Consider the following 12,200-nt stretch of genomic DNA (forward strand, 5'->3'; position numbering starts at 1 on the left):
AATGAAAAAGATATGGAAGCGTTTCGCTGTATATATACTGACTTTGTCAATGGTGTTTTCCTGGGTGATCACACCTAATACGGTCATGGGAAGTGTGAAAAAACAGGGAGGTCTGGATACAGTGTATCTGACCAGCTCTATGAATTTTCCCACATCGGGAGACGGCAGTACGAAAGAAAGACCATTGAAGGATATAAACAAAGCATTTGATTTGGTGAATGATGGAGGAACCATTGTCATTGTCGACAACTATGTGCATCAGGGGAAGCTGACTACACCGGAGGACAAAATGCTCACGGTCAAGGGAGAAACTTCATCGGTGTTTATGTCACTGCGGTATGGTCTCGCACAGGGAAATGATTTAAAGTTTGACAGCATCCGGCTGGAAACACCATCTACAGAAGCAGATGGGCGTTGCTTTTATGCCAACGGATACTCTCTGACGATGACAGATTCTGTCCAGTGTTTTACTAACCAAAATGTCAATCAAAAAGCTTACATCTATGCCGGAAGCCCAGACGGATCAGAGATCTCCGGGAGACGGGCAGTCATTGACGTGGCGGGCGGTAACTTTGCCGGGATCTATGGGTATGGAAAAGGCAGAGCCAAGGTGGCAGATGGATCCGAGATCACGATTCGCTCCAATGCGGACACGGATCAGCTGGATACTGCTTTGGTACTGAATCTGTATTCAAGACAAAAGCTGCTGGGATCTATCCAAAATGTGGATCAGCTGAATATTACCTATCCGGTCAGTGTCTATACTTTGATCAATGTGAAGAATGTTTCGCTGAGTTCAACACTCACACTGACTACAGAAAATGGGACCACTTTAACTGGTGATATGGATTTGAACGGATCTGCTGTTTTGAATATAGATGCAGATTTGCATGTAAAAGGCAGGATCAGTGGATATGCCCAGGTACTGGCTTCCTTAGGCAGACAGATTATATCGGATGTGCCTGGGTCTGCCGGAATTCTGGAATTGAACAACAGTCAGCTGCCTTGGGAAATCCGCACAACGGTGACTGGCACGAATAAAATATGGCGGGTAGAAAAGAAATCATCGAAAAGCATCTATTACATTAATGGGAAGGATGGTGATGACAGCAATACAGGACAGTCTGAAGATCAGGCATTTGCATCTTTATCAAAAGCATTGCAGGCGGCTTCCACAGGAAGAGAAAATATAGTTTTTAAAATTGTAGGCGATACACAGGTAGATAAAGCTTTGGTTCTTTCTTTACCGGGACATTCGATTGAAGTTTCAGGAAACAAGAGTGCACCTGCCAAATTAACATTTACGCAGCCGCTGACCATTAAAGATTTTACTCAGATCCACGACCTTAAACTGGATTTTAGTGCCTGTAGCGGACGCGACGGCGTCATCATAAAAGGAGTCGGTGTTTCATTTGAGAACAATCTTACTATGGAGGGAACTCCGCCGGATATCAGATATGAGAGTGTACCAGATTCCCAGGATACTCAGCAGATGGATATTTTAAGCGGAAGCTATGGAACTATTAAGGACGAAAATAAAGAGGGAATCCTGATTCTTCATAACGGGGATATCCAGGGAAAGGTGCTGGGATGGCAGATGCTGGATTTAGCTCCGGATTCCCAGCAAAATGAGGAGATCGTTATTCATGGAGGTATCGAGGGGACAGAAGATCTTTACATCTACAGTTTGGATGATGCAGCAAAAGTAAATGGAGATATCCAGGTGTCGAATATGGACACCGATGGGGGTGACGCAAACCTGGTCATGACCAGCGGAAAAAAGATCACTGCGGAAATTTTCAGTACGCAGATTTCACTCACGATTCTTCCAGAAAACGGAACGATCGAGGAAGGAGTTTATCTAACGGCGGATACTCTGTCAGACGACACTATCACAAGAATTGTACTTATAGATACAGACGGTCACTTAATGAAAGTTGAGAAAGACGGCAGTAAATATACAGGGATTTTAAAGAAGGTCCCTCAGCTTGAAGCACCCGTAAATGTCAGATGGGATGAACAGGGAAACGGTAAACTTCAATGGGATAAGGTGCCCAATGCGGATTCCTATATAATTGAACTTTTTGAAGAAGGACAATATCTTACTACGGTCAAGAACATCAAGACAGAAACCTATGACTGTTCACAGTATTTCAACGGAAAAGGAACCTATCAGGCTAAGATCAGTGCAGTTGACAGCTCCAACCAATACTCTGACAGCCAAAAGACAGACAGCGGACTGCTTTCCTACCGCCCAAAAGCAAAATCGGTGATCCTTGGCGGAGGCGACAGGCAGATGATTGTAGGTGACACGATACATATCAGATCAAGAGTTCTTCCAGACGACGCAGATGACAGACTGATCTGGAAGTCTTCTAACGAATCTTCAGCTATAGTGGATGACAAGGGATCTGTAACTGCAGTCTCAGAAGGAACCGCAGAGATCACAGCCACAGCTGCAGACGGCAGCGGAGTATCTGCCTCAGTTAAGATAACCGTAAGTAATAAAGTACAGAAGGTCCAGAGCATCCGGCTTAATCAGACCACAAAAGATCTGTATCCAGGAGACAGCTTTGTCCTGCAGGCAGATGTACAGCCCCAGAGTGCAGATGATAAGTCCGTGTCATGGTCCAGCAATAGTAAGGCTGTCTCAGTCAACAGCTCGGGAAGGGTCACGGCATTGGCGGAGGGCACAGCTAAAGTGACTGCAAAGGCCCGGGACGGAAGCAAAGCCGAGGCGAGCTGTGACATCACGGTAAAGCGGAAGATCTATAAAGTTCAATATGCCATGAACGGTGGAAGAAATCATCCGGGAAATCCGTCAGCATTTACTGCCGTGCCGATACGCTTAAATGCACCGGAGAGAAGCGGTTATCTGTTTGCCGGGTGGTATACGGATGCGGGATTCCATAGCAGAATTGAGACATTGACACAGAAAAAAGATTATCATCTGTATGCCAAATGGCAGAAGATCTCATTAAAAGCGCCGAAGGTGACAAGTTTGAAAAAGACAGTGGGAACCACTCTTTCTGTGAGTTATACGAAAGTGCAGGGAGCGGCCGGATACGAGGTGTCTGTCTCATCTGATTCAGGATTCCGTCTGCCTGATACAAAGAAGTGGATTACCTCCGCTGTACAAAAGAATGCCGGGGGGTTGAAAAAGAACATGCAGTATTATACCAGGATTCGGGCATATCGTCTGGACTCTGCCGGAAAGAGAGTATACGGGCCGTACAGCGCCAAGACGAAAGGCTATACGATCAAGTATAAGCTCAACAGAGGAAAAAACAGCAGTGCCAATCTTGTGAGCTACTACAATGTCTCTGTCCGGCTGAACAATCCTGTCAGGAAAGGATACCGGTTCAAAGGCTGGTATACATCGAAGAAATATAAGAAGAGAATTAAAACCATTTCAAAAGGAAAACGCAGCAATTATACCTTATATGCCAAATGGAAAAAGAAATAGATCAATGATCCGGCAGTGTTTCTATGATCACATGCTGCAGTGTAAACTGTGAGAGCTGACAGCGGTATGCCTGTTCTGCCTGGTTAAAGACAGAGACGATCTGCTGTTCTTTTTCATGGGCGAGAGCTTTTTCCTTGGGGAATACCTTATCCACCAGATTCGTGGTGGACAGAAATGGACTTGTGCCTTCTATGGCCTCGAAAACATCCAGCAGACTGATGTTTTCCGGGGTCCTTTTTAATACGAAACCGCCCTTTTTTCCAGCCTCAGAATCCACCAGCTTTGCCACGACCAGCTGCCTCATGATCTTCTTTAAATAGGAATCTGACAATCCCAGGCGGTCGCTTAAGGTATAGCTTTTAACCGGTGCATGGCCTGGGGTATGGGCGATGACGAGCAGAATACAGACAGCCTGCTCCAAACTTCCTTTGATCTTCATTATAATAAAAATCCTCCTTATAAAGAATGATTGTACTTGATATTGAGATGTTTTTTCAAGATGTGTTGACAAATAAAATATAGGTGAATATAATACTCTGTATCCATAGATAAGAATTATCCATGGATATATTATATCTACAAAATATTCTTTTGTAAACAAAAGGTGTCTAAAGAACATAAAATGAAACTCAGAAAGAAGGAAGAAAGATGCTGAAAAAAGAATGGCAGAACATACGCAATAGCAAATGGATGATGCTGGTGCTCACGGCGATCATCCTGATCCCCACACTTTACACAACGATTTTCCTGGGATCCATGTGGGATCCGTACGGAGAGACCAAACATCTCCCTGTGGCGGTAGTCAATAACGATAAATCCATCACCTACAATGGTACCAAGATGGAAGTGGGAAAAGAGCTGGCTAAGAACCTGAAGAAGTCTGATTCTTTGGATTTCCACTTTGTAAATGAAGTGGAAGCGGCATCAAAGCTCAAAAACGGTACTTATTATATGGTGATCACTATACCAGAGAATTTTTCTAAAAATGCCTCTACGCTGTTAGATGATCATCCAAAAAAGATGCAGCTTGAGTACCGGACAAATCCGGGAACCAACTATATCGCATCCAAGATGGATGAGACAGCAGTGAGTACGATCCGCACCCAGGTAGCGGATCAGGTCACAAAAACCTATACGGAAACCATGTTCCAGCAGGTAAAGACAGCAGCCAAAGGCTTCAGCCAGGCGGCAGACGGGGCAAAACAGATCAACAGCGGAACAAAGAAGCTTTCCAAAGGAAATAAAACAATTACAGATAACCTGAACACTCTCGCGTCCAGTTCCCTTACCTTTAAGAATGGAGCTGACTCTCTTCAGGTAGGATTAAAGAGCTACACAGACGGAGTGGCCCAGGTAGATCAAGGAGCCGGAAAGCTCAACAAAGGGGCGGGGCAGCTGTCCAAAGGGGCAAAAACCCTCAAGTCCGGAGCCAATGAATTAAAGACCGGCACCGCTACATTAAATAAAGGTGTCACAGACTACACGGACGGAGTGGGGACTGTCTACGCAGGCAGCAGCGAGCTTGGTAAAAACAGCAATACTCTCAACAGTGGGCTGCAGGCTCTTTCCGATGGAATTAAGAGTGTGGAATCAGGAAGCGGCAGTGTTCTCACCGGATTAAAGACTATGTCCTCAGAACTGGGGAAATCAATGACACCGGAAAAACAGCAGCAGACGAGGCAGTTGATCTCAGGGATGAAGCAGGCAGCCGATCAGATGGATCCGTCAGCGGTATCCAAGACCGGGGCAGCACAGACCGGGAAGAATGCCGAGGAATTGTCACAGGAGACCTCCAATCTTTCAGCCCATGCCAGTGAACTAAAGCAGCAGATCGCAGATTTAAAGAGTTCTGCCACTTTTCAAAAACTGAGCAGTGAAGAACAGCGGAGTCTCATATCAGGACTTGAAAAAAGTGCGGACTCCATATCCTCGGATGCAGAGACCATCAAAAACAAAGCAGCCAAAGTAAAAAACTCCGCGGTCTCAGAAAGCAGCACCAAGGCCGCAGGGACAGATCAGATAAAGACCATAGCTTCTCTTTTAAGAAACGGAGCCGATACCATCGGTACGTTATCCTCCTGCCTTGGAGAAGTGAAAACAAATCTGGATAAGACAGGAACAAAACCTCAGGATATGGGGCTGATTCAGGGAATGCAGGCGGTTTATCAGGGCACCGGTCAGATGAAGTCCAAGATAGATGAAAAAGGCGGGCTGAAAGAAGGAGTGAAAGCTTACACTGGAGGCGTGGACCAGGTAAACAGCGGATTGAAACAGCTGGACAGCAAATCAGGAGTACTAAAGACAGGAGCGTCAGCGCTGAACAAAGGTGCCGGTCAGATGACAGGAAAACTGCCGGAGCTGTTTCAGGGTATGGCGGACCTGAAAAATGGTACTTTGAGTCTTTGCAAAGGAACCAGCCAGCTGGCAGGTAACAGCCAGGCTCTGTTAAATGGAAGTGAAAAGCTGTCATCAGGGGCAAAACAGATCAGCGGTGGAGCAGAAAAACTGGCAGACGGTTCAAAAACTGTCGGCGGAGGCCTTGCCACTCTGAATGACGGAAGTAAAACGCTGCAGACGAAACTTTCAGACGGCGCCAAAGAGGCCGGACAGATCAATGACTCAAAGGACACCGTGGATATGTTTGCATCCCCGGTGAAAACAGAGCACTCCCAGATGTCACAGGTACAGAATAACGGTCATGCCATGGCTCCGTATATGATGTCTGTGGCCTTGTATGTGGCATGTATCGCATTCTGCCTTATGTTCCCGCTGAAAGAACACGATGGGAAAGTGAGAAGCGGATTGAAGTGGTGGATGTCGAAAGCTTCCGTCATGGCGGCAGTGGCGGCTGTGCAGGCAGTGGTCATGGTCATCATGCTGATGGTCATCAACGGGCTGGAGCCCAAAGAACTGATGACAACGTTTTTGATGTCGATCCTGGTTTCCTTGACATTTATGGCCATGATTACATTCTTTAACCTCTGGCTGGATAAAGTGGGCAGCTTCATCGTGCTGGTGTTTATGGTACTTCAACTGGGAGGTGCGGCAGGAACGTATCCCATCGAGTTGTCACCGAAATTCTACCAGATCATTCATCCTTTTATGCCGTTTACCTACAGTGTCAACGCATTCAGGAATACACTTACGATCGGCGGAGGGATCACGGCGGATGTCCTTGTATTTATAGGAATCCTTATCGCATTTTCTCTTTTATCCATTGGATATTATCAGAAAAAGGCAAAAGAGGTGGGAGTCAACAGCACAATCATCGCAGAAGGATTAAAAGAGTAAGAGAGAATGAAGAGAATATTGCTTATGGTATTCAGAAACATTTTTCTGGTACCTTATATGTGGATCAAGTTATGTTATTACGCTTCTCATGTGGATAAATATTCGGAAGAAAAGAGATTTGCCATGCTGCGTTTTATCACGACACGGGCGAATAAGGGCGGAAATGTTACGATTGAAGTCTACGGGCAGGAAAATATACCGGAAAAGGACGGTTTTATCTTTTTCCCCAATCACCAGGGACTGTATGATGTACTGGCGGTGGTAGAGGCGTGTCCCAGGCCGTTTTCCGTGGTAGCCAAAATGGAGATCTCCAATATCCAGTTTTTAAAACAAGTATTTGCATGCATGAAGGCATATATGATCGACCGTGATGATGTCCGTCAGGCCATGCAGGTGATCATCAATGTTGCAAATGAAGTAAAACAGGGGAGGAACTATCTGATCTTTGCGGAAGGGACCCGTTCTAAAAACGGAAATGAGGTGCAGACATTCAAAGGCGGGAGCTTTAAGGCGGCGGTCAAAGCAAAATGTCCGATCGTCCCGGTAGCCCTTGTGAACGCATTTATGCCGTTCGACACCAATACGGTGAAACCGGTTACCGTGCAAGTACATTTTTTAGAACCGCTTCTCTATGAAGAATACAAGGATATGAAGACAACTGAGATAGCAAAACAGGTAAAAGACAGAATCCAGCAGGCAATAGAATCACGATAAAAAGCAAAGCTGAGGCTCAAAGAGAAGGTGTATTTTCTTGAGCCTCAGTTTATTTTTAGACAGGTAAAAAGGCCAGATAGGGAAATCTGGCCTTTTTGAGGGGAGTATAAATAAATTAATAAGGGGTTATATAGTAGAAATATAATGAATACCTTCTACAATTTGAATTATAAGGTATCCTTCTGAAAAAAGCAATAAATATTTTTAAATTCAAAATAAAATTATAGACGCAGAAAAGAATTTAAGATTTGGATTTGTAAATCTTGCAAGAATATTTTTTTCACTTTTGCAGACAATATTTGTGTAACCAACAGAAAGGAGAATCTATCATGGCAAAAAATTATTCAAACGACAACAACTGCAAAGACTCTTCAAATGAGAGCAACAGCCAGAACAAATCTCAGAACAAGAGCCAGAACAAGTCTCAGAACAAAAGTCAGAACAAATCTCAGAACAGCAGCCAGAACTCTTCTAACCGTTAGTTATTAGAAGAAGGAAGCAGGAAGGACGTCCAAAGAAAATTTCTTTGGACGTCTTTTCATATTACTGCATATTCTAAATTATAAAAGGGAAAGTATGTGGAAATGGAATTTATAAATATAACTTTGCAGGAAGGAATCGACCTGGCCGGACAGGATGGTTATGTAATGTTCGACGTAAGGGAACCTTATAGATATAAACAAGGGCATCTGAAAGGCGCAGTGAGCATGCCCTATGGAGTGATCAAGGATGATTCCTATCGGGACAAGAAAATCATCGTCTACTGCGACTTCGGAGGACAGAGCATGCTGGCCGCCAGGCACCTGGCAGGAGAAGGTTATGAGGTTTATAATATTGTAGGCGGGATTTATTATTACCGCGGAGAGTTGACATCCTTAGGCCTAAAATTGTAGAATGGGTATTATGGTGCAAAGGAGAAACATGAATAAAATAGAATTGATTGCCCCATGCCATTTCGGTCTGGAGGCAGTATTAAAAAGAGAAATACAGGATTTAGGATACGAGATTACAAAGGTCGAGGACGGAAGAGTCACATTTTCTGCGGACTTAAACGGAATTGCCAGAGCCAATATGTTTTTAAGAACAGCGGAACGGGTGTTACTCAAGGTTGGTGCCTTCAAGGCAGCAACCTTTGAGCAGCTGTTTGACAGGACAGCACAGCTTGCCTGGGAGGACTTTATCCCGGAGGACGGAAAGTTCTGGGTCAAAAAGGCATCCACAGCAAAAAGCAAACTGTTCAGTGCCCCGGATATCCAGTCCATCGTAAAGAAGGCCATGGTGGAGCGCTTAAAAAAGAAATATCATGTGTCATGGTTTCCTGAGACGGGAAACGAATATCCGGTGCGTGTGTTCATATTGAAGGACGAGGTGACGGTGAGCCTGGACACCAGCGGGACTCCGCTGCACAAACGGGGTTACCGGACGCTTACGAGTGAAGCGCCGATCAGGGAGACCCTGGCGGCTGCCCTGATCATGCTGACACCGTGGAATAAGGACCGCATACTGGTGGATCCATTCTGCGGAAGCGGAACCTTTCTAATAGAAGCGGCGATGATGGGCGCGGGGATCGCTCCGGGCATGAACCGTTCCTTCCAAGCAGAGGCATGGACGAATTTCCTTCCGAAAAAAACATGGTACGAAGCGGCCGATGAGGCAGCGGATCTGATGGATATGGATGTCTCCATGGACCTGCAGGGCTATGACAAGGATGCAAAGGTGTTGAAGCTTGCCAGAGAGAACGCAGCCAGCGCCGAAGTGGATCACCTGATCCATTTCCAGCAGAGAGAAGTAAAGGATTTCAGCCATCCAAAACCATATGGGTTTATCATAACCAATCCTCCCTACGGAGAACGTTTGGAGGAAAAAGCGGATCTACCGCAGCTTTACCAGCAGATTGGAGAGATCTTCCACAAGATGGACACTTGGTCCAAGTATGTGATCACGTCTTATGAGGATGCCCAAAAGTATATCGGTAAAGCCACGAAAGTTAGAAAAGTTTATAACGGAATGATACGCGCTGAGTTTTGCCAGTATCTCGGACCAAAACCGCCCAGGAGATAAGAATATGAAGAAAAGAATAATATTTGCAACTGGAAATCAGGGCAAAATGAAAGAAATCAGGGAAATCCTTGCGGATACCGGATACGAGATCGTGTCTATGAAGGAAGCAGGGGTGGATACAGAAATCATAGAAGACGGTGTCACATTTGAAGAAAATGCGGTCATCAAGGCGAAAGCTATCATGGAACTGACCGGAGAGCTTACTCTCGCGGACGATTCCGGCTTGGAGATTGATGCGCTGAACAAGGAACCTGGGGTGTATTCTGCCAGATATATGGGAGAAGACACACCGTATCCTATCAAAAACCAGAAGATCCTGGACCGGATGGACGGAGTGCCGGAAGAAGCAAGGACCGCCAGGTTTGTCTGCGTGATCGCAGCTGCATTTCCAGATGGACAAATCAGGACAAGTCGTGGTACCATGGAAGGTATCATAGGGTATGAGATTAAAGGAGAGAATGGATTCGGTTATGATCCGATTTTCTATCTGCCGGAATTGGGCAGATACAGTGCAGAGTTGAGCAGTGAAGAGAAAAACCGGTTAAGCCATCGCGGAGAAGCATTGAGAAAAATCAAAGACATTCTTTAGGGAGGTTATCTTGTGAGAATTTTAGTAATCAGTGACTCTCATGGTCGAAACGACGATGTAAAAGGGGTATTGGAGCAGGTTGGCAAGATCGACATGCTGATCCACTGCGGCGATGTGGAGCGCGGTGACCAGTATATCCGTGATATAGCAGGATGCCCGGTTGTCATGGTGGCGGGAAATAATGATTATTACCTGGATCTTCCCAGCGAGCAGACCGTAGAGGTAGAGGGATACCGCATCTGGGTAACCCACGGACATCCGTATTATGTGAATTCCGGGGTGGACTATCTGCGGGAATATGGCGAGATGCATGACGTTGATGTCATTATGTACGGGCATACACACGTGCCGTTTATTGAGATCGGGGACGATATGACGATCTTAAATCCCGGCAGCATCTCTTATCCGAGACAGGCCGGCAGAAAGCCGACATTTCTTCTGATGGAGATTGATGATATGGGAGAAGCCCATTATGCCCATGGATATTATAAAGAGCATTTCAGAGAACTGAACATTTAACATGAAAAAACTGTTTGTGGCATGAATACTGTAAGTAACAGCGAGGCTGTCCAAGTGTCAATGGCACAGGCAGTTTTTTCGTCGTATAGAAAAAGTGATCAATAGATTGGGGATAAATAAGATGAAGAAAAAAGATTTTGTGGAAGGTGTCATTGAGCGTACAGAGTTCCCGAACAAAGGGTTTTTTCAGGCGGAAGACCGGGAGGTTTCAGTCAAAGGAGTCATCCGGGGCCAAAGGATCACCGGGCAGGTGACAAAGCTTAGGAAAGGAAAGGCTGTTGCAAGGCTCGTGGAGGTGCTGGAGCCGTCCGAGATGGAGGACGCTATCCCTAAGTGCCCTCATTTTGGGGTGTGCGGTGGCTGTTTCTACCAGACGGTTTCCTATGAAAACCAGCTGAGAATAAAGGAAGGACAAGTCCGGGAACTCTTAAAAGATTATGTGTCCGATGAAATTTGGGAAGGGATCAAAGGAAGTCCAAAACAGTGGCAATACCGCAATAAGATGGAGTTTTCTTTTGGGGACGAAGTCAAAGGAGGCCTGCTGGCCCTTGGCATGCACAAAAAGAATACATTTCACGACATTGTCAACATAACAGACTGCAAACTTGTGGATAACGATTATAATCTGCTCGTTTCCTGTGCATTAAATTATTTTTCCAAGCTGGGTTGTGACTTTTACCACAAGATGAGCCATGAAGGATATCTAAGGCATCTGGTGATCCGCCGGTCGGACGCAACTGGAGATCTGCTCATCAATATCGTGACCTCCTCCCAGCAGGATGTTGATATGAAGCCTCTTGCAGAGGAGATGCTCCGTCTGCCGCTAAATGGCAGCATCCGGGGGATCCTGCACACGGTCAATGACAGCCTGGCTGATGTGGTAAAGGCGGACCAGATGGAGACAGTGTATGGAGAAGACTTTTTTTATGAGGAAATCCTGGGGCTGAAATTTAAGATTTCACCGTTTTCTTTCTTTCAAACAAATTCTCTTGGAGCGGAAGTTCTGTATGAGACCGCCAGGGAGTATGTGGGAGATACGGATGACAAGGTGATCTTTGACTTGTACAGTGGTACCGGAACCATTGCGCAGATGCTGGCTCCGGTGGCAAAAAAAGTGGTCGGTGTTGAGATCGTTGAGGAAGCGGTGGAAGCGGCCAGAGAAAATGCTGGTTTTAATGGGCTTGAGAATTGTGAGTTCATCGCGGGGGATGTGCTGAAAGTGGTCGATGAACTGGAAGATAAGCCGGACTTTATCGTGCTGGACCCGCCCAGGGATGGAATTCATCCAAAGGCAATTCAGAAGATTATAGACTTTGGGGTGGAGAAGATGGTTTATATTAGCTGTAAGCCAACCAGTCTGGCGAGGGATTTGGAGATCTTTCGGGAGGCTGGGTATGAGGTTGAGAGGGGCGGGTGTGTTGATATGTTTCCGGGGACGGCTCATGTGGAGACGGTCTGTCTGATGTCTAAGGTCAAGTGATTGTGAGTGAAAGAGGCTTGATTTCAGGCCTTTTTTGCTATCGAGGATATGAAAACGTTCAATCCGAGGTCTAAACTTAA

10 protein-coding genes are annotated in these 12,200 nt (G+C 45.7%); 9 read left to right on the forward strand and 1 reads right to left on the reverse strand.

Translation table 11 applies throughout. From position 1 onward, the window contains the following. The first annotated feature begins 1 nt into the window (after position 1). On the forward strand, positions 2 to 3,466 hold the full coding sequence (locus AR1Y2_RS03085) for an Ig-like domain-containing protein (RefSeq protein WP_175403575.1): 3,465 nt from the start codon (positions 2 to 4) through the stop codon (positions 3,464 to 3,466). Position 3,467: 1 nt separating this feature from the next. Here the strand turns inward: AR1Y2_RS03085 and AR1Y2_RS03090 are convergent, their stop codons facing one another. Further along, positions 3,468 to 3,905, reverse strand: coding sequence for an RrF2 family transcriptional regulator (locus tag AR1Y2_RS03090; RefSeq protein WP_137327649.1), 438 nt, complete (start codon positions 3,903 to 3,905; stop codon positions 3,468 to 3,470). A gap of 209 nt (positions 3,906 to 4,114) precedes the next feature. On the opposite strand from AR1Y2_RS03090, the gene AR1Y2_RS03095 reads away from it, so the two are divergent. From AR1Y2_RS03095 to rlmD, 8 genes are all read left to right on the forward strand, one after another. Further along, positions 4,115 to 6,757, forward strand: a complete 2,643-nt coding sequence (locus tag AR1Y2_RS03095) for a YhgE/Pip domain-containing protein (RefSeq protein WP_137327650.1) — start codon at positions 4,115 to 4,117, stop codon at positions 6,755 to 6,757. Between the two features lie 6 nt (positions 6,758 to 6,763). Continuing rightward, on the forward strand, positions 6,764 to 7,471 hold the full coding sequence (locus tag AR1Y2_RS03100) for a lysophospholipid acyltransferase family protein (RefSeq protein ID WP_137327651.1): 708 nt from the start codon (positions 6,764 to 6,766) through the stop codon (positions 7,469 to 7,471). Positions 7,472 to 7,800: 329 nt separating this feature from the next. Further along, the gene (locus tag AR1Y2_RS17690; RefSeq protein ID WP_175403576.1) at positions 7,801 to 7,953 is read left to right on the forward strand and encodes a hypothetical protein; all 153 of its coding nucleotides are present in this window, start codon (positions 7,801 to 7,803) and stop codon (positions 7,951 to 7,953) included. Between the two features lie 102 nt (positions 7,954 to 8,055). Then, entirely contained in the window at positions 8,056 to 8,364 is a 309-nt protein-coding gene (locus AR1Y2_RS03105; protein WP_137327652.1) for a rhodanese-like domain-containing protein, read from the forward strand. A 28-nt stretch (positions 8,365 to 8,392) separates the two neighbouring features. Further along, a complete protein-coding gene (locus AR1Y2_RS03110; protein WP_137327653.1) occupies positions 8,393 to 9,532 on the forward strand; it encodes a THUMP domain-containing class I SAM-dependent RNA methyltransferase in 1,140 nt (379 codons plus the stop codon). Between the two features lie 4 nt (positions 9,533 to 9,536). Further along, positions 9,537 to 10,121 (forward strand): XTP/dITP diphosphatase, encoded by a 585-nt coding sequence (locus AR1Y2_RS03115; RefSeq protein WP_137327654.1) that lies wholly within the window; start codon positions 9,537 to 9,539, stop codon positions 10,119 to 10,121. 12 nt (positions 10,122 to 10,133) lie between these two features. After that, positions 10,134 to 10,640, forward strand: coding sequence for a metallophosphoesterase (locus AR1Y2_RS03120; protein WP_137327655.1), 507 nt, complete (start codon positions 10,134 to 10,136; stop codon positions 10,638 to 10,640). 121 nt (positions 10,641 to 10,761) lie between these two features. Then, positions 10,762 to 12,120 carry a 23S rRNA (uracil(1939)-C(5))-methyltransferase RlmD gene (gene rlmD / locus AR1Y2_RS03125; RefSeq protein ID WP_137327656.1) on the forward strand — a complete coding sequence of 453 codons (1,359 nt, stop codon included), beginning with the start codon at positions 10,762 to 10,764 and terminating at the stop codon, positions 12,118 to 12,120. Positions 12,121 to 12,200 lie beyond the last annotated feature (80 nt).

This window comes from Anaerostipes rhamnosivorans (assembly GCF_005280655.1).
Taxonomy (GTDB): domain Bacteria; phylum Bacillota; class Clostridia; order Lachnospirales; family Lachnospiraceae; genus Anaerostipes; species Anaerostipes rhamnosivorans.

What these genes read in the sequence shown, in the direction of transcription:
- rlmD (WP_137327656.1), top strand. Translation starts at nt 10,762, where the DNA reads ATGAAGAAAAAAGATTTTGTGGAAGGTGTCATTGAGCGTACAGAGTTC.
- AR1Y2_RS03100 (WP_137327651.1), top strand. Translation starts at nt 6,764, where the DNA reads ATGAAGAGAATATTGCTTATGGTATTCAGAAACATTTTTCTGGTACCT.
- AR1Y2_RS03115 (WP_137327654.1), top strand. Translation starts at nt 9,537, where the DNA reads ATGAAGAAAAGAATAATATTTGCAACTGGAAATCAGGGCAAAATGAAA.
- AR1Y2_RS03090 (WP_137327649.1), bottom strand. Translation starts at nt 3,905, where the DNA reads ATGAAGATCAAAGGAAGTTTGGAGCAGGCTGTCTGTATTCTGCTCGTC.
- AR1Y2_RS03110 (WP_137327653.1), top strand. Translation starts at nt 8,393, where the DNA reads ATGAATAAAATAGAATTGATTGCCCCATGCCATTTCGGTCTGGAGGCA.
- AR1Y2_RS03105 (WP_137327652.1), top strand. Translation starts at nt 8,056, where the DNA reads ATGGAATTTATAAATATAACTTTGCAGGAAGGAATCGACCTGGCCGGA.
- AR1Y2_RS03095 (WP_137327650.1), top strand. Translation starts at nt 4,115, where the DNA reads ATGCTGAAAAAAGAATGGCAGAACATACGCAATAGCAAATGGATGATG.
- AR1Y2_RS17690 (WP_175403576.1), top strand. Translation starts at nt 7,801, where the DNA reads ATGGCAAAAAATTATTCAAACGACAACAACTGCAAAGACTCTTCAAAT.
- AR1Y2_RS03085 (WP_175403575.1), top strand. Translation starts at nt 2, where the DNA reads ATGAAAAAGATATGGAAGCGTTTCGCTGTATATATACTGACTTTGTCA.